The sequence below is a fragment of the Pseudomonas sp. MLB6B genome (assembly GCF_054508135.1).
In genome coordinates this window covers 3,336,965-3,358,055 of the sequence record NZ_CP199313.1, presented here as the reverse complement: position 1 = coordinate 3,358,055, position 21,091 = coordinate 3,336,965, and the positions used below count along the sequence as shown (strand labels likewise).

The following is a 21,091-nucleotide window of genomic DNA, read 5'->3' as shown; positions in this document are numbered from 1 at the left end:
TCACCGCCGGCTCAACGAAAAAAACAAGGTTACACAGACCGCTAATTTTTTCGTTGACAAAGGACAATCCCATGACTGATCTCTTCGACAACCCAATGGGCCTGATGGGCTTCGAATTCATCGAACTCGCAGCGCCTGCCCCAGGCGTGCTCGAGCCGGTACTCAAGGCGCTGGGCTTCACCCATGTGGCTACCCACCGCTCCAAAGCAGTACACCTGTATCGCCAGGGCGATATCAATCTGATTCTCAACAATGAACCCAAGAGCGTGGCGTCGTATTTCGCCGCCGAGCATGGCCCTTCGGTCTGCGGCATGGCGTTTCGCGTACGCAATGCTCACCAGGCCTATGCCCGGGCCTTGGAGCTGGGTGCGCAGCCCGTCGAGATAGAGACCGGCCCCATGGAACTGCGTTTGCCGGCGATCAAGGGCATTGGCGGCGCGCCGCTGTACCTGATCGACCGCTATGAAGAAGGCAGCTCGATCTACGATATCGACTTTACCTTCCTCGAAGGCGTGGACCGCCACCCGCAAGGCGCGGGCCTGAAGATCATCGACCACTTGACCCACAACGTCTATCGCGGGCGCATGGCGTATTGGGCGGGATTCTACGAGAAGCTGTTCAATTTCCGCGAGATTCGCTACTTCGACATCAAGGGCGAGTATACCGGGCTGACTTCCAAAGCCATGACCGCGCCTGACGGCATGATACGCATCCCGCTCAACGAGGAGTCTTCCAAGGGAGCCGGGCAGATCGAAGAGTTCCTGATGCAGTTCAACGGTGAGGGTATCCAGCACGTGGCCTTCCTGACCGACGATCTGATCAAGACCTGGGATGCGCTCAAAGGCCTGGGCATGGTGTTCATGACGCCGCCACCGCAAACCTATTACGAAATGCTCGAGGAACGGCTGCCCGACCATGGTGAGCCGGTCGATGCGCTACAAGCGCGTGGCATTCTTCTGGACGGCGCATCCGAGCAAGGTGATCGGCGGCTTTTGCTGCAGATCTTTTCCGGGACCCTGTTGGGCCCTGTGTTCTTCGAGTTCATTCAGCGTAAGGGCGATGACGGCTTCGGTGAGGGCAACTTCAAGGCATTGTTCGAATCGATCGAGCGCGACCAGGTGCTGCGCGGCGTGCTGCAAACCGATTGAAGCCAACGCGATGCAGGTGCCGTCAAGACGGTATCTGCGTCGTCTTGCGGTGATTGCGCGCTCTCAGCAGATGAGCGCCGAGGCCAGTCACCAATCCGACCACCAGTAGCCACGGCAGGGCATTGAGCGCATAGCGCCAGAACATGCGCCGGAAGGTGTCAGGGCCGTAGCCTACGTGTACGGTGTAGTCGTATTGCGTCGAGAGCTTGCTGGCGCGGTTGAGGGTCAGGTTGGCATTATTTAGCTCGAAGCCGTTCTGAGTGATCCAAATCGAGTGATCTACGAAATCCAGTTGCAGGATTTCGCCGTGGGTGAACTGCGAGAGCTGGCTGTGCAACTGCCGGCCTTTCACGGTGGCCAGCAGGGTGTGGTCATCGGCGTGCCAGGCGAACGTCAGCAGGCTGTCCAGCGCGTTGTCGGGGGTCGGTGCGTTCAATGTGATGCGTTGATCGCCCAAGCGTTCGAACGCAGCCGCTGTGGGCCGGTCCGTTTCGCCCGACACACAGATGTTGCCGTTGGCCTGTTGCAGGGCCAGGGCTTGCAGCATTGGATTGGTCTTGACTCGAGTAGTCAATTGCGCGCTCACCCCTGAGCACTCTTTGAGAGGGCTGTGCATGGCCATATTGCTCGTCTCGCGTATCGCGTCGAACACCCTGTCCACCACATACAACGCACGCTGCCCTGCGGCTCGGGCAGCGACATCCAGGGCGCGATCGATTTGCTGGACGATCACCAAAGTGCCGCAAAAAATGGGAATCAGGCAGATTCCCACGATCAGCAGGAGGCTGCGAAACGAGTGCGTAGGCTGGCGAAGTGCGGTCATGGGGGAAGGATCCTCAAGCGGCAGACGTACACGCGCAACAGTTGCGCGCAGGGAATCAGCGCAGAGTAGGGGAAAAGCTCATGAGGTCTGGGTGGGTAAATTCCTGTAAAGCATGCGCACTCGATACCTGTCTTGTAGGACTTGTCACAGGCCCAATCGAATAAGCCCAGGCCACGTGCTAGCCTGAGTATATTCCCGCCTCCCGGAGTCATCATGGTCAATGCCCATATCTCGCATGAATGCTATCTGCAAGCGGCTTTCGAACAGGCCCAGAAGGGGTTCGACGAAGGCGGCATTCCCATCGGCTCGGTGCTGGTACACGACGGAAAAATCATCGGCCGCGGACACAACCGCCGTGTTCAGCAAGGCAGCGCCATCCTGCATGGCGAGATGGACGCGCTGGAAAATGCGGGCCGCCTAAGCGCGGACGTTTACCGTGAATCGACGCTCTATACCACGCTCTCGCCTTGTCCCATGTGCAGCGGGGCGATTCTGCTATATGGCATTGGCCGGGTCGTGGTAGGCGAAAATCGAAGCTTCATGGGGGAAGAGGATTTGCTACGCAGTCGCGGAGTGGATGTGCAGGTAGTCGACGATGAGCCCTGCCAGCAGTTGATGCAGCGCTTCATCGATCAGCACCCCAGCATCTGGAACGAAGACATCGGCCGCTGACACTTCGGTGGGCCTCACGCCAAAAGCTCACCGTTACATGGGAGAGTAGGCTGCTGTTCAGCGGGTCAAAGCCCCTGCTGCAAAGCAGGGTCGTCGGCGTTTTGCCGTTCCAGTTCGGCTGACAGCACCTGTACGTTCTGCAACTGGCCGGTTTCCTTCCAATAGGCGATCAGCAATAGCCTTGCCCGACGGTCGTTAGGGTGTTGGTCCAGAAGGGTCTGCAATTGCGTCTGCGCCGCATCGACCTGCTCCAGCGTATGCAACGTGGTTGCCAAGGTGTAGCGATAGTCGGCATTGTCCGGCTCCAGCTCCACGGCTTTGGAAAAGGCCAGCAAGGCGTATTCGGTTTGCGCGTGGCGCAACAGCCATAAGCCCAGTTCGTGCTGCAGAAACGCGGAATCCGGGTTTTCCAGCAAGGCCTTGGCCAACACCTGGCGCGAGGCATCGTGCTCACCCTGGCGTTCGAGCAACCGTACCTGGGTGGCCAGGGCGTCGGCGCTCTGCGGGTTCAGCGCCAAACAGCGGCGCAGGGCGGCGGCAGCTTGAGTGTAGGCTTGCTCGTGCAGGTACAGCCGTGCGAGGTGCAACTGCGCGTCAGCATCGTCGGGCTGGCCTTCGAGCACTTGCTGATAGGCCTCGAGCGCCTCTTGCAATGGGCTGAAGTACAAGCCGACGGCATCGGGCGACAAGCCCAGCAACGCATCGACCACGGCATGCCGCACGCTCAGGTCGTCGTCTTCGAGCAGCGGCCCAAGCGCCATGCTGCGTTGCGCGGGCGGTAGCAGGCGTTTGATGCCCATCACCGCAGCCCGGCGTACCAGCGGGTCGTCGTGGGTCAGGTCCTGCTTGGCCAGCTTCAGGGCAATGGAGGAGGGGTAGTTGGGCAGCTCTTCGTAGAGCGCAGCGCGGCGCATGGGCGACAGGTCTTGGCGTTGCAGCTGTTGGTAGAGCAGGCGGGCGGCTCCCGGCTGGCCATCGTGCGCCAGCCGCAGCGCTTTGGCATAACTGGCCGGCGGCGCAGCGCTCGGCGCCGGCATCGGCTCGCGCCAGAGGTAGCTGAGCGTCCCCACGCCGACAGCCGCCAAAAGCGCGGCGGTCAGGAGGCGGTTGCGTCTAGGCATCGTCTGGTCCTTGGCAAAAGCAAGGGTCAGAGCTTGGGACAGACGCCGGGCAATTGCAACGGCTCAGGTATTGGCACCCTCTGCATCGGTCGCAGGGTGGGCATGGCCTTGCAAGCGCGCTGCAGTCACCTCGCCGAAGAGTTCCACCGGTTCCAGGAGGTTGCCCAAATAGCGCGGATGCAGCAGCCAGAGGTCCACCTGTGGCTTGAAATCGCTGACGCTCAGTACCTCCAAGCGTTCGCGATGGGCACTGCTGCGCAAGAGCGGCTCTGGCACGAGCCCCAATCCTTGGCCATTGGCAACCAGCCCCAATTGCAAATCGGTGCCGAAGGTCTCCAGGTTGATCGCAAGGTTCAGCCCCTGTTCGCTCAGGGCGCGCTGCAGGCCGGCGCGAAAGCCGCAGCCGTCTGGATTGAGCACCCAGCCTTGGCTGTAGCAATCCTTGAGCTTGCATGCACGACGGGTCACGCTGCCCTTGGCCGCAACCACCTGCAAGGGCAGACGCAGCATCGAGCGCCCGACGATGCCTTCGGGGAAAATCTTGCCGGGTGGGAACAGCGCTGCGGCCGCGTCCAGCTCGCCGTTTTCCATCCGCGCCAGCAAACTGCTGCCCCAACCACTGCTGACTTGGGTGCGCAGTGTCGGGTAGCGCTCGCGCAGCGCGCCGAGGGCATCCAGCAACACCACATCGCCCAGGGTTTGCGGTACGCCCAGACGCAGGCTGCCTGACGGAGCGCCGTCGTTGGCCACCAGCTCGTGCAGCGCATCGATCTCGCGCAGGATCGCCTTGCACTGTTCGTACACCCGCAGCCCCATGGGCGTGGGCTTGAGCGGCTTGGTGTTGCGGTCGAGCAGGATGGCGCCCAGATCCTCTTCGAAGTGCTGTACCCTGCGTGTGATCGCTGGCTGAGTCAGCTGCAAGGCCTGCGCCGCGAGGTTGGTGGACTGGCAACGGATGACGGCCACGAAGGCATCCATGTCATCGATTTTCATATTCGGCACTCACATAGTGGCAGGAGCAAAGATGCCGGCCTAGCATAATGTGCCTGCTGCTTCGGGTGCTAGCGGGGCTTGCGCGATGCACCGTCGTCAGCTGGCGCGGCGCAAGGTCAGGTTGATTCGCCGGCTGCCCATGCGCGGGTGCTCGCCTGGTTTGATCGGCTGCACGCCATGGAAGCGCAGGCGGTCGTCGCCGCCCCAGACCAGCACATCGCCATGGCCGAGCGGCACCTTTTGCGTGGCGTCGCCGCGTTGCTGCCCGCCCAGCAGGAATACCGCCGGCAGGCCCAGGGATATCGACACGATGGGCTGGCTGAAGTCGCGCTCGTTGCGATCCTGATGCAGCGACAAACGTGTGCCTGGCAGGTAGTGGTTGATCAGGCAGGTATCGGCGTGGAAGTCGTTGAAGCCAGCGGCGCCCGCGGCCTCATGTGCCAGTTGCGCGAGCAGCGCGGGGAGGGCGGGCCAAGGTGCGCCGCTGATTGGATCGTGCGTGGTATAGCGATAGCCGCGTCGGTCGCTGACCCAGCCCAAGTCGCCGCAGTTGCTGAGGGCCACCGCGATGGTCTGCCCGCCAGGCGTTTCCATGTGCCGAAAAGGCGCGGCGCGCAGCACCGGACGCAGCGCATCGAGCAGCGTTTCGAGACGTGGCAGCACGAAGCCGGGCAGCAGCACGGTATGGGTGGCCAGGCGTTGGGCCTGGCTACCGAACAGGTCGAGATCGGACTGCATGATGGCCGTACGCGTGGGTGAATGGGGGCTCATTCTACCCCTGGCCTGTCCACAGACCAACGCCCGCGTGCGCCGCCCGGATGCTGGCATCCTGGTGGCTCTTGGTGCAACCACTGCTCGGGCGGGGCTTCGCAAGCGCTGCCATTACGTGCACAATCGCGCCCCTCTTTTCGGTTGAGCTGGCCAAACCCGCGGGTTTGGCCGCGCTCAGCCTGTTGCAGTCTTGCGAGTGGAGTTGCACCCGGAATGAATGAGCAGGCCCCAAGCGTTGAACAACAATACCAATCGACTCCGACAGCCCTGGCCAGCTGGTCACGTCACGACACCACCTGGATGCTCGGCCTGTTCGGCACCGCCATCGGCGCCGGCACGCTGTTCCTGCCGATAAACGCAGGCCTGGGCGGCTTCTGGCCGCTACTGGTGCTGGCTCTGCTGGCACTGCCGATGACCTACTTCGCCCACCGCGGCCTGACCCGCTTCGTGTTGTCGGGCCGTGGCGGCGACATCACCGAGGTGGTCGAAGAGCATTTCGGCCTCACGGCCGGTGCGGTGATCACCGTGCTGTACTTCTTCGCCATCTTTCCGATCCTGCTGATCTACAGCGTGGCGCTGACCAATACCGTGACCAGCTTCATGGAGCATCAACTGCACCTCGAAGCGCCTCCTCGCGCGCTATTGGCGTTCGGTCTTATCCTCGGCCTGCTGGCCATCGTGCGCTGCGGTGAAGCGGCGACGGTCAAGGTCATGAGTCTGCTGGTCTACCCCTTCATCGTCGCGCTGGCGTTGCTGGGCCTGTATCTGATTCCGCACTGGACCGGCGGCATTCTCGAAACCGCGCACCATGTGCCAGCAGGTTCGGCTTTCCTGCACACGGTATGGCTGGCGATTCCGGTCATGGTGTTCTCCTTCAACCATTCGCCGATCATTTCCGCCTTCGCCGTGGACCAGAAGCGCCGCTACGGAGCACATGCCGACGAGCGCAGCGGCCAGATCCTGATGCGCGCCCACCTGCTGATGGTGGCCATGGTGCTGTTCTTCGTCTTCAGTTGCGTGCTGACCCTCGACACCGCGCAGTTGGCCGAAGCCAAGGCGCAGAACCTGTCGATCCTGTCGTACCTGGCCAACCACCTGGGCAACCCGATCATCGGGTTCGTCGCGCCGATGATCGCCTTCGTGGCCATCGCCAAGTCGTTCCTGGGCCACTACATCGGGGCCAGCGAAGGCCTCAAGGGCATGCTCGGCAAAACCGGCCTGCGTTCCAGCGCCAAGACCCTCGATCGTGTGGTGGCTGCGCTGATGCTGGTGGTGTGCTGGATCGTCGCCACCTTGAACCCGAGCATCCTGGGCATGATCGAGTCGTTCGGCGGCCCGATCATCGCCGTGCTGCTGTTCCTCATGCCGATGTACGCCATCCGCCGCGTGCCGGCGATGCGCAAGTACAGCGGGGCGATGTCCAACGTGTTCGTGACCCTGGTCGGGCTGGTGGCGCTGACCTCGGTGGTGTATGGCTTGCTGAGCTGATCGCCTGACGAACGACCCTGCCCGGGCGCGCCTAGCGGCCCGGGCTTTTTTACGTCCATGGCGAGCAGCGCAGGGGCATTAATTCGTTCGCCATCGTAGGCACGTCCGGCGCTTCGTGGTTAACTCGGTGGCTTTCCACAACCGTCATCGAGGAATGCATTCCATGGCTCAAGTCACGCTCAAAGGCAACCCGGTCCAGGTCAACGGCCAACTGCCACAGGTCGGTGCGCAAGCGCCAGCCTTCTCCCTGGTCGGCAAAGGCCTGGCCGACAAATCGCTGAACGATTTCGCCGGCAAGCGCAAAGTGCTGAACATCTTCCCCAGCGTCGACACGCCGACCTGCGCCACTTCGGTTCGCAAGTTCAACGCCCAGGCCAACGAGCTCGGCAACACCGTGGTGCTGTGCATCTCGGCCGACCTGCCATTCGCTCAGGACCGCTTCTGCGGCGCCGAGGGCCTGGACAACGTGCAGAACCTGTCGACCCTGCGCGGTGTCGAGTTCCTCCAGGACTACGGCGTGGCCATCGCCGACGGCCCGCTCAAAGGCCTGGCCGCCCGTGCCGTGGTGGTACTGGATGAAAACGACCGTGTGCTGCACAGCGAGCTGGTGAGCGAAGTGGGCGACGAGCCGAACTACGACGCCGCGTTGGCTGTCTTGAAGTAAGCCCGGCCAGCCGGCCCCTGCGGTCGGTTCGTTGCGCCTGTGTGAGAACGGCCTGGACAGCGCTCCAGGCCGTTTTCATTTACAGTGCCCGGCGCCCCTGACGTCAGCCCTGGGTAAAGCCGGGGTAAAGGCGCTTTGCTAAAACCCGTCAGATGATTATCGTTCACCTCCTTTCTCCCGCCGTTTTGCGAACAAGGTCTGTTCAACCCATGCAAGCTTCCGTCTCTCGCTCTCCTCGCCGCTGGCTGATCGGCCTGTTGATTGTGCTGCTACTGGCTGCGTTGGCCTGGTGGCTGTGGCCCGGGGCCTCGAAAGAAACGGCGGCCAAACAAGGCGGCAGGCCAGGTTTCGGCGGCTCGGGCGAGGCCGTGCCGGTGCGCGTCGAGCCGGCCCAGGTTGGCGACTTCCCGCTCTACTACAAGGCGTTGGGTACGGTCACCGCCACCAATACGGTGAATGTGCGCAGCCGCGTCTCCGGCGAGCTGGTGAAGATCCACTTCGAGGAAGGCCAGCAAGTGAAGGCCGGCGATCTGCTCGCCGAGATCGATCCGCGCAGTTACCGCATCGCCTTGCAGCAGGCCGAAGGCACCCTGGCGCAGAACCAGGCGCAGTTGAAGAACGCTCAAGTCGATGTCGCCCGGTATAAAGGGCTGTATGCCGAAGACAGCATCGCCAAGCAGACCCTCGACACCGCCGAGGCGCAGGTCGCGCAGTTCCAGGGCTTGGTCAAGACCAACCAAGCCGCGGTCAGCGACGCGCGACTGAACCTGGAGTTCACCCAGATCCGCGCACCGATCAATGGCCGCGTAGGGCTGCGTCAGCTGGACCTGGGCAACCTGGTCGCCGCCAACGACACCACAGCCCTGGCGGTCATCACCCAGACGCAACCGATCGACATCGCCTTCACCCTGCCGGAAACCGAGTTGTCTACTGTGCTCGAGCGCTACCGCACAGGCGCCCGCCTGCCGGTGGAAGCCTGGGACCGCACCGACAGCAAGCAGCAGGCCGTAGGCGTGTTGGCGAGCCCCGACAACCAGATCGACACCACCACTGGCACGCTGAAGTTCAAGGCGCGTTTTGAAAACCGCGACCAGGCCCTGTTCCCCAACCAGTTCCTCAACGTTCGAGTGTTGGCCGACACCCTCAAACAGGTGGTCATGGCGCCTGCCGCAGCGATCCAGTTCGGCAACGACGGTACCTTCGCCTATGTGGTCAACGCCGAAAACAAAGTCAACGTGCGCAAGCTCAAGGTCGGCGCCAGCGACGGCGAGCGCAGCGTGATCCTCGAAGGCCTGGCGGCGGGCGATCGCTTGGTGCTCGAAGGCACCGACCGCTTGCGCGAGGGCAGCCTGGTCGAAGTGGTGCAGGACAGCGCCGACGTCCCCACCACCCCCGGCCAGCACCTGCAAGGCCAGGAAAAAGACGGCACCGCCGAGCCGAGCGCGCCTGCCAAGGCGGGTGCATGAACCTCTCGCGCCTGTTCATCCTGCGGCCGGTCGCCACCACGCTGAGCATGCTCGCGATCGTGCTCGCCGGCCTGATCGCCTACAAGCTGCTGCCGGTATCGGCCTTGCCCCAGGTCGACTATCCGACCATCCGTGTGATGACCCTGTACCCCGGTGCCAGCCCGCAGGTGATGACCAGCGCGGTCACCGCGCCTCTGGAGCGTCAGTTCGGGCAGATGCCCGGCCTGACCCAGATGGCTTCGACCAGTTCGGGCGGCGCCTCGGTGCTGACCTTGCGCTTCAGCCTGGACGTCAACATGGACGTGGCCGAGCAGCAGGTGCAGGCCGCCATCAACGCCGCCAGCAACCTCTTGCCCAGCGACCTGCCGGCGCCGCCTGTGTACAACAAGGTCAACCCGGCCGACACCCCGGTGCTGACCCTGGCGATTTCCTCCAAGGTCTTGCCGCTGCCCAAACTCAACGACCTGGTCGATACCCGCGTCGCGCAGAAAATCGCGCAGATCAGCGGCGTCGGCATGGTCAGCATCGCTGGCGGCCAGCGCCAGGCGGTGCGCATCAAGGTCAACGTCGAGGCGCTGGCTGCCGCCGGGCTCAACCTCGAAGACGTGCGCACCCTGATCGGCGCCTCCAACGTCAACCAGCCCAAAGGCAACTTCGACGGTCCGACGCGGGTGTCGATGCTCGATGCCAACGATCAACTGCGCTCGCCTGAGGACTACGCCAACCTCATCCTCACCTACAACGATGGCGCGCCTCTACGCCTCAAAGACGTCGCCGAGATCGTCGACGGCGCCGAGAACGAACGGCTGGCGGCCTGGGCCAACGAGAACCAGGCGGTGCTGCTCAACATCCAGCGCCAGCCGGGGGCCAACGTCATCGAGGTGGTGGACCGGATCAAGCAACTGCTGCCCTCGATCACCGACAACCTGCCGGCTGGGCTGGACGTCAGCGTGCTCACCGATCGCACCCAGACCATCCGCGCGGCCGTGACCGACGTGCAGCACGAGCTGCTGCTGGCCATCGTGCTGGTAGTGATGGTCACCTTCGTGTTCCTGCGCCGGGTCAGCGCCACCTTGATACCGTCGATCGCGGTGCCGCTGTCGCTGATCGGGACGTTTGGCGTGATGTATCTGGCCGGCTTCTCGATCAACAACCTGACCCTGATGGCGTTGACCATCGCCACGGGCTTCGTGGTCGACGATGCCATCGTCATGCTGGAAAACATCGCCCGCCACATCGAAGAGGGCGAGACGCCATTGCAAGCTGCCCTGAAGGGCGCGCGACAGATCGGCTTCACCCTGGTGTCGCTGACCCTGTCGCTGATCGCCGTGCTGATCCCGCTGCTGTTCATGGCCGACGTCGTGGGGCGTCTGTTCCGCGAGTTCGCCATCACCCTGGCGGTGGCGATCCTGATTTCCCTGGTGGTGTCGCTGACCCTGACCCCGATGATGTGCGCACGCCTGCTCAAGGCCGAGCCCAAGGAACACGAGCAGGGCCGCTTCTACCGCGCCAGCGGGGCGTGGATCGACTGGCTGATCAAGCATTACTCCAGCGCGCTGACCTGGGCGCTCAAGCACCAGCCCTTGACCCTGCTGGTGGCCGTCGCCAGCCTGGCGCTCACGGTAGTGCTGTACATGATCGTGCCCAAGGGCTTCTTCCCGGTGCAGGACACCGGGGTCATCCAGGGCATTTCCGAAGCGCCCCAGGCCACCTCGTTCGCCGCCATGAGCGAACGCCAACAGGCGCTGAGCCACATCATCCTGCAAGATCCGGCGGTGCAGAGCCTGTCGTCCTACATCGGTGTGGACGGCGACAACGCCACCCTCAACAGCGGGCGCATGCTGATCAACCTCAAGCCCCACGGCCAGCGCGACGATGACGCAGGCGCGGTGATCGAGCGCTTGCAGCCGCAATTGGACAAGCTGGTGGGCATCCGCCTTTACATGCAGCCGGTGCAGGATTTGTCCATCGAAGACCGGGTCAGCCGTACCCAGTACCAGTTCAGCCTGTCGTCGCCCGACGCCGACATGCTGGCGCAATGGAGCGGAAAACTGGTGCGCGCCCTGCAGCAGCGCAGCGAGCTGACGGATGTCGCCAGCGACCTGCAGGACCAAGGCTTGCAGGTGTACCTGACCATCGACCGCGACAAGGCCAGCCGCCTGGGCATTACCACCGCACAGATCACTGGCGCGCTGTACGACGCCTTCGGCCAGCGGCAGATTTCCACCATCTACACCCAGGCCAGCCAGTACCGCGTGGTGCTGCAATCGCAGAACGCCGGCAGTGCCGGCATCAGCGCGTTGGAGTCGATCCACGTCAAGGCCGCCGACGGCGGCCAGGTACGCCTGTCGGCCTTGGCCACGGTGGAGCAGCGCCAGGCAGCGCTGGCGATCTCCCACATCGGTCAGTTCCCGGCGGTGATGATGTCGTTCAACCTGGCCGAAGGCGTGTCGCTGGGCGAAGCGGTGAAGGTGATCGAACAGGTGGAGCAGGACATCGGTTTGCCGATCGGTGTGCAGACCCGCTTCCAGGGCGCGGCCGAAGCGTTCCAGGCCTCGCTGTCGAGCACCTTGCTGCTGATCCTCGCCGCCGTGGTGACCATGTACATCGTGCTGGGGGTGCTGTACGAGAGTTACGTGCACCCGGTGACCATCCTCTCGACCCTGCCTTCGGCCGCGGTCGGCGCCTTGCTGGCCTTGCTCATCAGCGGTAACGACCTGGGCATGATCGCCATCATCGGCATCATTCTGCTGATCGGTATCGTCAAGAAGAACGCCATCATGATGATCGACTTCGCCCTGGAGGCCGAGCGCAACCAGGGCATGGCACCGCGTGACGCGATTTACCAGGCGGCGCTGCTGCGCTTCCGGCCGATCCTGATGACCACCCTGGCGGCGCTGTTCGGCGCGGTGCCGCTGATGCTCGCCACCGGTTCCGGCGCCGAGCTGCGTCAGCCGCTCGGGCTGGTGATGGTCGGCGGCTTGCTGGTGAGCCAGGTGCTGACGCTGTTCACCACGCCCGTCATCTACCTGTACTTCGACCGTCTGGCGCGGCGCTGGCGGCCGCACGCCGATGCGCGTAAGGCCCAGGCATGAACCTGTCGGCACCCTTCATCCAGCGGCCGGTGGCAACGCTGCTGCTGAGCCTGGCGATCATGCTACTGGGCGGCGTCAGCTTCGGTTTGCTGCCGGTCTCGCCGCTGCCGCAACTGGATTTCCCGGTGATCGTGGTGCAGGCCAACCTGCCAGGCGCGAGCCCCGAGGTCATGGCGGCGACCGTCGCCACGCCGCTGGAGCGCAAGCTCGGCAGCATTGCGGGAGTCAGCACCCTGACCAGCAATTCCAACCAGGGCTCGACGCGGGTGATCATCGGCTTCGACCAGGGCCGCGACATCGACGCCGCAGCCCGCGAGGTACAGGCCGCCATCAATGCCGCGCGCAACCTGTTGCCCAGCGGCATGCGCAGCATGCCCACCTACAAGAAGATCAACCCGTCGCAAGCGCCGATCATGGTGCTGTCGCTGACCTCGGACGTGTTGCAGAAGGGCCAGCTCTATGACCTGGCCGACACCATCCTGTCGCAGAGCCTGGCCCAGGTCAGCGGGGTAGGCGAGGTGCAGATCGGCGGCAGTTCGCTGCCAGCCGTGCGCATCACCCTCGAACCGCAACTGCTCAACCAATACGGCCTGGCCCTGGACGATGTGCGCAACGCCGTGGCCAATGCCAACCAACGCCGGCCCATGGGCTTCGTCGAGGACGCTGGGCGCAACTGGCAGGTGCGCGCCAACGATCAGTTGGAAAAGGCCAAAGACTACGAGTCGCTGGTGATCCGCCAGACCGACGGCGCCATCCTGCGGCTGTCGGATGTGGCCACGGTCAGCGACGGCGTGGAGAACCGCTACAACAGCGGCTTCTTCAACGACCAGGCCGCCGTGCTGCTGGTGGTCAACCGCCAGACCGGCGCCAACATCATCGAGACCGTGGAGCAGATCAAGCAGCAACTGCCGGCGCTGCAATCGCTGCTGCCGGCCAGCGTGCAGCTGAACATCGCCATGGACCGTTCGCCGGTGATCAAGGCGACCTTGGCCGAAGCCGAACACACCTTGTTGATCGCAGTTGGGCTGGTGATCCTCGTGGTCTACCTGTTCCTCGGCAACCTGCGCGCCTCGCTGATTCCGAGCCTGGCGGTACCGGTATCGCTGGTGGGCACCTTCGCCGTGATGTACCTGTGCGGCTTTTCCCTGAACAACCTGTCGCTGATGGCGTTGATCCTCGCCACGGGCTTGGTGGTGGACGATGCCATCGTGGTGTTGGAAAACATCTCGCGGCACATCGAGAACGGCGAGAAGCCCATGCAGGCGGCTTATCTGGGCGCCAAGGAAGTGGGCTTCACGCTGCTGTCGATGAACGTGTCGCTGGTGGCGGTGTTCGTCTCGATCCTGTTCATGGGCGGCATCGTGCGGAGTCTGTTCATGGAGTTTTCCGTGACGTTGGCGGCGGCGATCCTGGTTTCGCTGTTGGTCTCGCTGACCTTGACGCCGATGCTCTGCGCGCGCTGGCTCAAACCGCACGAGGCCGAACGCAATCGCCTGCAACGTTGGAGCGACCGCCAGCACGAACGTATGGTCGCCGCCTACGACCGTAGCCTGGGTTGGGCCTTGCGCCATCGGCGGCTGACCTTGCTCAGTTTGCTGGCGACCATCGTGCTCAACGTCGCGCTGTACGTGATCGTGCCCAAGACGCTGATGCCGCAGCAGGACACCGGACAGCTGATCGGCTTCATCCGGGGCGACGATGGCCTGTCGTTCACGGTCATGCAGCCGAAGATGGAAATCTACCGCCGCGCCCTGTTGGCCGACCCGGCCGTGCAGAGCGTGGCTGGTTTCATCGGTGGCAACAGCGGCACCAACAATGCCATGGTGCTGGTGCGCCTCAAGCCCATCGCCGAGCGCAACATCGACGCGCAGAAGGTCATCGAACGGCTGCGCCGCGAATTGCCCAAGGTGCCGGGCGGGCGGCTGTTCCTGATGGCTGACCAGGACCTGCAACTGGGCGGCGGTGGCCGCGACCAGAGCTCATCGCAATACCTCTACACCTTGCAGAGCGGCGATCTCGAAGCCCTGCGCGAATGGTACCCGAAGGTCACCGCCGCGCTGCGCGCCTTGCCTGAGCTGACCGCCATCGACGCCAACGACGGCGCCGGCACCCAGCAGGTGACCCTGGTGGTCGACCGCGACCAGGCCAAGCGCCTGGGCATCGACATGTCGATGGTCACCACGGTGCTGAACAACGCCTACAGCCAGCGACAGATATCGACCATCTATGACAGCCTCAACCAGTACCAGGTGGTGCTGGAGATCAACCCACGCTATGCCTGGGATCCCAGCACTCTGCAGCAGGTCTATGTGATCACCGCGGACGGCGCGCGGGTGCCGCTGTCGACCATCGCGCGTTACGAGAACACGCTGGCCAGCGACCGCGTCAGCCACGAGGACCAGTTCGCCTCCGACGACATCGCCTTCGACATCGCCGAAGGCTACAGCCCCGACCAGGCGCTGGCCGCAGTCGAGCGCGCGGTGGCTCGCGTGGGCCTGCCGGAAAGCGTGATCGCCAAATTGGGCGGCACCGGCGATGCCTTCGCCGAGACGCAGAAAGGCCAGCCGTTCATGATTCTCGGCGCGCTGGTCTTGGTGTACCTGGTGCTGGGGGTGCTCTATGAAAGCTACATCCACCCCCTGACCATCCTTTCCACACTGCCTTCCGCCGGGGTCGGCGCCTTGCTGGCCTTGTACCTGACCGGCGGCCAGTTCAGCCTGATCTCCATGCTCGGGCTGTTCCTGCTGATCGGCGTGGTGAAGAAGAACGCCATCCTGATGATCGACCTGGCGCTGCAATTCGAGCGCAACGATGGGTTGAGTCCGGAAGCCTCGATCCGCCAGGCCTGCCTGCTGCGCCTGCGACCGATCCTGATGACCACTCTGGCGGCCATGCTCGGCGCCTTGCCGTTGCTGCTGAGTGCGGCCGAAGGCGCGGAAATGCGTCAGCCTCTGGGCCTGACCATCCTCGGTGGCCTGTTCATCAGCCAGATCCTCACGCTGTACACCACTCCGGTGGTCTACCTGTACCTCGACCGCCTGCGCCATCGCTTCAACCGTTTGCGCGGCGTGCGCACCGACGCTGCCCTGGATACCCCGCTATGACTTTCGCCCAGACTTCCCTTCACCGTGCCTTGCAGCGGTTGAGCAACGGCCGTGGTTCGCGTGTGCTCGGCGCCGGGCTGTGCCTGGCGCTGCTCAGTGCCTGTAGCCTGAGCCCCGACTACGAACGGCCCGCACTGTCGGCACCGGTGCAGTTCAAGCACGCCGAGGGCTGGACCCAAGCCAAGCCTGCTGATGCCGTAGAGCGCGGCGCTTGGTGGCGGCTGTACGACGACCCTCAGCTCGATGCGCTGGTCGATGCGCTCAACGCCAACAACCAGACCGTGGCCCAATACGCCGCCCAATACCGCCAGGCTACCGCGCTGGTGCGCAGCAGCCGTGGCGCGCTGTTCCCCAGCCTCGATCTGAGCGTGGGCAAGACCCGCGCCGCGCAAGGTGCGGGCAGCAGCAATTCGGGCTTGTCGAACAACAGCAGCGGCATTCGCGACACCTACAACGCGCAACTGGGCGTGAACTGGGAGATCGACCTGTGGGGCAAGCTGCGCGAAACGCTCAATGCCAATGAGGCCAGCGCCGAAGCCAGCATCGCCGACCTGGCGGCGATGCGCTTGAGCCTGCAATCCGAACTGGTGCAGAACTACCTGCAACTGCGCGTCATCGACGAACAGAAGCGCTTGCTCGAGGCTACGGTGGCAGCCTATCAACGCTCGCTGCGCCTGACCGAGAACCAGTATCGCGCCGGCATTTCCGGCCCCGACGCCGTGGCCCAGGCCCGTACTCAGCTCAAGAGCACCGAGGCCGACCTGATCGACCTGGCGTGGCAGCGCGCCCAGTACGAGAACGCCATCGCCGTGCTGATGGGCAGGGCGCCAGCGGACTTCTCCCTGCCGGTTAGCGAGTCGATACCGCAGTTGCCGGCGATCCCTCTGCAACTGCCTTCGCAACTGCTCGAACGTCGCCCGGACGTCGCCGCCGCCGAACGTCGGGTCATGGCCGCCAATGCCAGCATCGGCGTGGCCCGCGCTGCGTATTTCCCGGACCTGAGCCTGAGCATGAGCGGTGGCTATTCCAGCAGCAGCTTCCGCAACTGGATCGAACTGCCCAATCGGTTCTGGTCGGTCGGGCCATCGTTGGCCATGACGTTGTTCGATGCCGGCCAGCGCAGCGCCGAGGTCGACCGTACCGTGGCCGTATACGACCAGACCGCCGCGCAATACCGGCAGACCGTGCTCGACAGCTTCCGCGAGGTGGAGGACTACCTGGTGCAGTTGCGTGTGTATGGCGACGAGGCGGTGGTTCGCCAGGAAGCCTTGGAGGCTGCCCGCGAGTCGCTGCGCTTGACGCAGAACCAATACCGCGCAGGATTGATCGGTTACCTGGATGTGGTCAACGTGCAGGCCACGGCCCTCAGCAACGAGCGCAGTGCGCTGTCGTTGCTGCAAGGCCGGCTGGTCGCCAGCGTGCAATTGATTGCGGCGCTGGGCGGCGGCTGGGACGAGCGGCAGGCTGCGGCGGACACCCAGGCGCTGACGCCGCGCTGAGCGGGTGCCCTCAGCTGGCGTTGCGCAGGGTGCAGTAGGGGACGAAGGCGTCCATCTCCGCCTCGACCGATTCGATGATCCACTCGACGTCGGCCGGGGCCATGATCGCCGCGCAAGGAATGCCGGCAATGGCCATGAGGGTTTCGCCGCTGGCGCGGTCGAACAGGCGCACGATCATGCTGTTCGGCGCATCCATGCTGGCCTCGAAGCCCAGCGGGTGGAAATGCCAGCGCATCATTTGGCAAGCGTTGGGAAACGTCATCTTGTTCATGCCAGCCTCCGTATTCAGGTGAACCGGTGATGGGGCATCTATGGGCGCGCCCTTGTGGGAATCATTACCTTAGCAGCCATGTCAGAGAAGGTTCCGCTCAAAGCATGATTATTTGATGACGGTGCGCGCTCGGTCACATTCGGGTCGAGGGCTTGCGGCGGCGCGTTAGAGCGGTGCGGCAAGGATTTGCAAATATTGGCGCGCCAGTTTTCATCGGACCAACGGTCGACCCTAAGGTGTGGAGCCTTGCCCGTGCGTAATTGAAGCCAGGTTCGAAGGTGCGCGACGAATGGGTTACCATGGCCCGCTGTATCGCCGGCAGCGCTACGACAACCTGCGCGCGGTGGCCTGGTTCGCCCGTACACCCAGACGCGCCCGGCTGAATCACCTGCGTGCGTGACGGTCCTGCGCCGCCGCCTGCGCCTTGCAACAGGATCCGCGCTTTGTCTGACCTCCTGCAAAACCCTCTGCTGCAATACCTGACCCGCCTGGCACCGTCCAGCCAGCAGACCATGCGCTATGTGCTGCAAGACGCTGCAGACCGGCTAGGCTTCGAAGACCAGGACATCACCGAAGTGCCCTGGCAACGCCTGGAGCCGGGGCACATCATCGGCCTGGTGGCAGCGCTACGCGCCGATGGCTACGCGCCAAATTCCTCTTCGCTGTACGTCAACGCCATTCGCGGTGTGATGAACGAGGCCTGGCGCCAGGGGTTGATCGATCACGAGCACCTGCTGCGCATCCGTGAGGTCAAACCCGACAGCGGTACCCGCCTGCCGCCCGGGCGTAACCTGCGCCGTAGCCTGATCCGCGAACTGATGGACGTGTGTGCCGCCGATCCACGGCCCCAGGGCGTGCGTGACGCAGCGATCATCGCCTTGCTCTACGGTACGGGCATGCGCAAGTCTGAGTCGGTGGACATCGACCTCGACCAAGTGGACTTCAAGGAGCGCAGCCTACGGGTGCGGGGCAAGGGCAACCGTCAACTGCTCAAATACGCACCGCCTTGGGCGTTCGAGAAGTTGCAAGCCTGGCTCGAGCTGCGACGGGCGCAACTACCGGCAGGGGCAGAGGACGACGGCTTTCTGTTCAACCGCATCCGGCGTGGCAACCACATCACGCGCGCGCGCATCACCAAGCACGCCATCTATTACATCGCGCGCCAACGAGGGGCTCAGGTAGGCATCAAGATCATGCCCCATGATTTTCGCCGCGCCTTCATTACGCGGGTGATCGAAGAGCACGATCTGTCGATTGCGCAGAAATTGGCGCACCACGCCAACATCCAGACGACGGCCGCTTACGACCGCAGGGATGACAACGAACGGCGCAGGGCAGTGGATCGATTCGACTACTGACCTGCGCCGTGCGCCGCTCAGGGCTGCTGGGTGGCGCCAGGGGTCATGGTGGCGCCGCCAGCGTCGGTGCCTGTGCCGGTACCCATTCCAGGCAGACTTTGATCATCGGCAGGGTTGGTCAGCGTGCGCTGATCCTCGCCCGGCAAGCGCTGATCGTCTCCTGGCAGACGTGGGTCGGTGTCGCGCGGCATCGGTTTCTCCACCGGATTGAGCGTGCTGTCCACGCCTGGGGTCGGGGCGGGGTTATGCGGGTCGTCCGGGAAGGTGGTACCCGTGCCCGCGCCGGCGGCGGCAAATGTCAACGGCGAGACGAGCAGGGCGGCTAACAGCAGGGATCGTTTCATAGCGGCGCACTCCAGCAATGATCGGGAGGGCCATCGCCCCGTCTGCCAACACGGGAGTGGGCGCGCCAGACAGGCGGGGCGAAGGCCTCTGGAGCTTTTGGCCGTCGGCTCCAGGGGATGGTGCGGTCGCCCCGATCAACGGTCACACGACCGTCGATAGCGCCATGATGAAGATGATGCCGACCACCGACAGTAGCGTTTCCATCATCGTCCAGGTCTTCAGGGTCTCGGTCACGGTCATGTTGAAGTATTGCTTGACCAGCCAGAAACCTGCGTCGTTGACGTGCGACAGGATCAGCGAGCCGGCGCCGGTGGCCAGCACCAGCAGCTCACGGTTGACGCCGGGAATCAAATCAACGACCGGGGCGACGATGCCGGCACCGGTGATGGTCGCTACGGTCGCCGAACCGGTCGCCACACGGATCACCGCTGCTACCAACCAGGCCAGCAGAATCGGCGAGATTTCCGCCTGCACCGCCATCTGCCCGATCACGTTGCCCACACCGGTATCGACCAGCATCTGTTTGAAGCCACCGCCCGCGCCGACGATCAGTACGATGGCCGCCGTGGGCGCCAGGCTCTGGTCGAGCATCTTCATGATCTGCTGGCGCGAGAAGCCGCGCGCCGAGCCGAAGGTGTAGAACGCCAGCAGCAGGGCGGCGAGCAGAGCGGTGATGGGGTGGCCGATCAGGTCGAGCCACTGGCGCACGATGTGTTCTGCGGGCAGCACCACGTCGGCGAAGGTCTTGAGCAGCATCAATGCCACCGGCAGCAGCACGGTGATGAGGGTGACGGTGAAGCTCGGCAGTTCACGGGCCTGGGATTCGCGGGCGATCTGGTCCATCAGCTCTTGCGACGGCGTACCGGGGATGTAGCGTGAGATGAAGGTGCCGAACAGCGGGCCGGCTATGATCGCGGTGGGCAGTGCCACCAGCAGGCCATAGAAGATGGTCTTGCCGATGTCGGCCTTGAAGATGCCGATGGCCAGCAGCGGTCCTGGATGCGGCGGCACCAGCCCGTGGACCACCGACAGGCCGGCCAGCAGCGGAATACCGATCTTCACCAGCGACACACCGGTGCGCCGTGCAACGATGAACACCAAGGGGATCAGCAGCACGAATCCGATTTCGAAGAATAGCGGGATGCCGACCAGGAAGGCCGAGAACATCATGGCCCAGTGCACGTTGCGCTTGCCGAACGCGCGGATCAGCGTCTGCGCGATCTGGTCGGCGCCGCCCGAGTCGGCCATCAGTTTGCCGAGCATGGTGCCCAGCGCCAACACGATGCCGACGAAGCCTAGCACGCCGCCGAAGCCGTCCTGGAAGGATTTCATCACCTTGGCCACCGGCATGCCGGAGGTCAGGCCGAGAAAACCTGCTGCCAGGGTCAGGGCGACGAAGGGATGAACCTTGAAATGGGTGATCAGCACGATCAGCCCGACGATGGTGACTAGTGCATCGAGCAGCAGGAAGGTATCAGTAGCCATTCCGAACATGGGAGTAAGCCTCGGTTTTATCGTTGTTGTGTCTGCGGGCCGCGTTTTCTAACGAATACAGGGTGCTTCAGACAGCGCTGTCTTGGGTGAGCCGGGAATACGGCACTCAGGCCGTACGGGCAAGGCCTGGCTCACCAGGGTGCTTTAGCCAGGCGTCGACCTGCTCGGCCAGGGTCACGATGGGGCGAGTCGCGTCGAGGGTCAGGGTCAGCGCCTCCCCGGTCGGCGATTCCAGAGCGGCGAACTGACTGTCGATCAGACTGGCCGGCATGAAGTGGCCTGGGCGGGCCAGCACACGCCTCTCCGCTTCCAGGGGCGTCAGTTCGAGAAACACGAAGCCCAGGGCCGGCACGGCCTCGCGCAGGGTTTCCCGATAGCGCCGCTTGAGCGCCGAGCAGGTCAATACAGGCCGCTCGCCCGCGGCGATGGCTGCTTGCAGCTCCTGGCCCAGACGCACCAGCCAACCGGCGCGGTCGGCATCGTCCAGGGCGATACCGGCACTCATCTTGCGAATGTTTTCGGCAGGGTGGAACGCATCGCCCTCGATCAGGCGGCCGCCACTGGTGGCGACGATGGCAGAGCCGATGCAGCTTTTGCCGCAACCGGCCACGCCCATGACGACGAGGGCAGACAGGGAAGGATTCATCAGTACCTCCTGCGGGGTAAGACAGCGCTGTCTTGGCGGTGGCATGAGCCGGCGGCGCGTGACTTTCCCGAGTTTTATTGATCTTGTGCTGAACGCAGTATGGACGCTTAGGCAACGTCGGCCAGCAAGGATA

17 protein-coding genes are annotated in these 21,091 nt (G+C 63.9%); 9 read left to right on the top strand and 8 right to left on the bottom strand.

The window, feature by feature from the left end:
- Window positions 1–71: 71 nt before the first annotated feature.
- Window positions 72–1,148: a 4-hydroxyphenylpyruvate dioxygenase gene (hppD, locus tag ACSMEV_RS14790; protein ID WP_459205822.1), complete on the top strand. Its 1,077-nt coding sequence runs from the start codon at window positions 72–74 to the stop codon at window positions 1,146–1,148.
- A gap of 22 nt (window positions 1,149–1,170) precedes the next feature.
- Here hppD and ACSMEV_RS14785 read toward each other — a convergent pair whose 3' ends face one another.
- Window positions 1,171–1,971: a CSS-motif domain-containing protein gene (locus ACSMEV_RS14785; RefSeq protein WP_459205821.1), complete on the bottom strand. Its 801-nt coding sequence runs from the start codon at window positions 1,969–1,971 to the stop codon at window positions 1,171–1,173.
- 213 nt (window positions 1,972–2,184) lie between these two features.
- Here ACSMEV_RS14785 and ACSMEV_RS14780 point away from each other — a divergent pair, with 213 nt between their 5' ends.
- Window positions 2,185–2,643 (top strand): nucleoside deaminase, encoded by a 459-nt coding sequence (locus ACSMEV_RS14780; protein WP_459205820.1) that lies wholly within the window; start codon window positions 2,185–2,187, stop codon window positions 2,641–2,643.
- A gap of 65 nt (window positions 2,644–2,708) precedes the next feature.
- On the opposite strand, the gene ACSMEV_RS14775 is transcribed toward ACSMEV_RS14780, so the two are convergent.
- The 3 genes from ACSMEV_RS14775 to alkB form a co-directional block, all read right to left on the bottom strand.
- Window positions 2,709–3,764 carry a tetratricopeptide repeat protein gene (locus ACSMEV_RS14775; RefSeq protein WP_459205819.1) on the bottom strand — a complete coding sequence of 352 codons (1,056 nt, stop codon included), beginning with the start codon at window positions 3,762–3,764 and terminating at the stop codon, window positions 2,709–2,711.
- Window positions 3,765–3,827: 63 nt separating this feature from the next.
- Window positions 3,828–4,757, bottom strand: a complete 930-nt coding sequence (locus tag ACSMEV_RS14770; protein ID WP_459205818.1) for a LysR family transcriptional regulator — start codon at window positions 4,755–4,757, stop codon at window positions 3,828–3,830.
- 96 nt (window positions 4,758–4,853) lie between these two features.
- Window positions 4,854–5,528: a DNA oxidative demethylase AlkB gene (alkB, locus tag ACSMEV_RS14765; protein ID WP_459205817.1), complete on the bottom strand. Its 675-nt coding sequence runs from the start codon at window positions 5,526–5,528 to the stop codon at window positions 4,854–4,856.
- 213 nt (window positions 5,529–5,741) lie between these two features.
- On the opposite strand from alkB, the gene ACSMEV_RS14760 reads away from it, so the two are divergent.
- The 6 genes from ACSMEV_RS14760 to ACSMEV_RS14735 all read left to right on the top strand — a co-directional run bounded on the left by ACSMEV_RS14760 (window position 5,742) and on the right by ACSMEV_RS14735 (window position 16,844).
- Window positions 5,742–7,016 (top strand): SLC5/6 family protein, encoded by a 1,275-nt coding sequence (locus ACSMEV_RS14760; RefSeq protein WP_459205816.1) that lies wholly within the window; start codon window positions 5,742–5,744, stop codon window positions 7,014–7,016.
- 163 nt (window positions 7,017–7,179) lie between these two features.
- Window positions 7,180–7,680: a thiol peroxidase gene (gene tpx, locus ACSMEV_RS14755; RefSeq protein ID WP_459205815.1), complete on the top strand. Its 501-nt coding sequence runs from the start codon at window positions 7,180–7,182 to the stop codon at window positions 7,678–7,680.
- Window positions 7,681–7,889: 209 nt separating this feature from the next.
- Entirely contained in the window at window positions 7,890–9,146 is a 1,257-nt protein-coding gene (locus ACSMEV_RS14750) for an MdtA/MuxA family multidrug efflux RND transporter periplasmic adaptor subunit (protein ID WP_459205814.1), read from the top strand.
- Window positions 9,143–12,241, top strand: a complete 3,099-nt coding sequence (locus ACSMEV_RS14745) for an MdtB/MuxB family multidrug efflux RND transporter permease subunit (protein ID WP_459205813.1) — start codon at window positions 9,143–9,145, stop codon at window positions 12,239–12,241. The genes ACSMEV_RS14750 and ACSMEV_RS14745 overlap by 4 nt, the downstream gene beginning before the upstream one ends.
- Window positions 12,238–15,345 (top strand): efflux RND transporter permease subunit, encoded by a 3,108-nt coding sequence (locus ACSMEV_RS14740; protein WP_459205812.1) that lies wholly within the window; start codon window positions 12,238–12,240, stop codon window positions 15,343–15,345. Before ACSMEV_RS14745 ends, ACSMEV_RS14740 begins: the two co-directional genes overlap by 4 nt.
- The gene (locus ACSMEV_RS14735) at window positions 15,342–16,844 is read left to right on the top strand and encodes an efflux transporter outer membrane subunit (protein ID WP_459205811.1); all 1,503 of its coding nucleotides are present in this window, start codon (window positions 15,342–15,344) and stop codon (window positions 16,842–16,844) included. The genes ACSMEV_RS14740 and ACSMEV_RS14735 overlap by 4 nt, the downstream gene beginning before the upstream one ends.
- Before the next feature lie 10 nt (window positions 16,845–16,854).
- Here ACSMEV_RS14735 and ACSMEV_RS14730 read toward each other — a convergent pair whose 3' ends face one another.
- Window positions 16,855–17,115, bottom strand: a complete 261-nt coding sequence (locus tag ACSMEV_RS14730) for a DUF1652 domain-containing protein (RefSeq protein ID WP_296268260.1) — start codon at window positions 17,113–17,115, stop codon at window positions 16,855–16,857.
- A 443-nt stretch (window positions 17,116–17,558) separates the two neighbouring features.
- On the opposite strand from ACSMEV_RS14730, the gene ACSMEV_RS14725 reads away from it, so the two are divergent.
- Complete coding sequence (locus ACSMEV_RS14725; RefSeq protein ID WP_459205810.1) at window positions 17,559–18,473, top strand: site-specific integrase; 915 nt, start codon at window positions 17,559–17,561, stop codon at window positions 18,471–18,473.
- Window positions 18,474–18,490: 17 nt separating this feature from the next.
- Here ACSMEV_RS14725 and ACSMEV_RS14720 read toward each other — a convergent pair whose 3' ends face one another.
- From ACSMEV_RS14720 to ACSMEV_RS14710, 3 genes are all read right to left on the bottom strand, one after another.
- The gene (locus ACSMEV_RS14720) at window positions 18,491–18,817 is read right to left on the bottom strand and encodes a hypothetical protein (protein ID WP_313738792.1); all 327 of its coding nucleotides are present in this window, start codon (window positions 18,815–18,817) and stop codon (window positions 18,491–18,493) included.
- Window positions 18,818–18,959: 142 nt separating this feature from the next.
- On the bottom strand, window positions 18,960–20,312 hold the full coding sequence (locus ACSMEV_RS14715; RefSeq protein ID WP_459205809.1) for a GntP family permease: 1,353 nt from the start codon (window positions 20,310–20,312) through the stop codon (window positions 18,960–18,962).
- Window positions 20,313–20,418: 106 nt separating this feature from the next.
- Window positions 20,419–20,958 (bottom strand): gluconokinase, encoded by a 540-nt coding sequence (locus ACSMEV_RS14710; RefSeq protein ID WP_459205808.1) that lies wholly within the window; start codon window positions 20,956–20,958, stop codon window positions 20,419–20,421.
- Window positions 20,959–21,091: the final 133 nt, after the last annotated feature.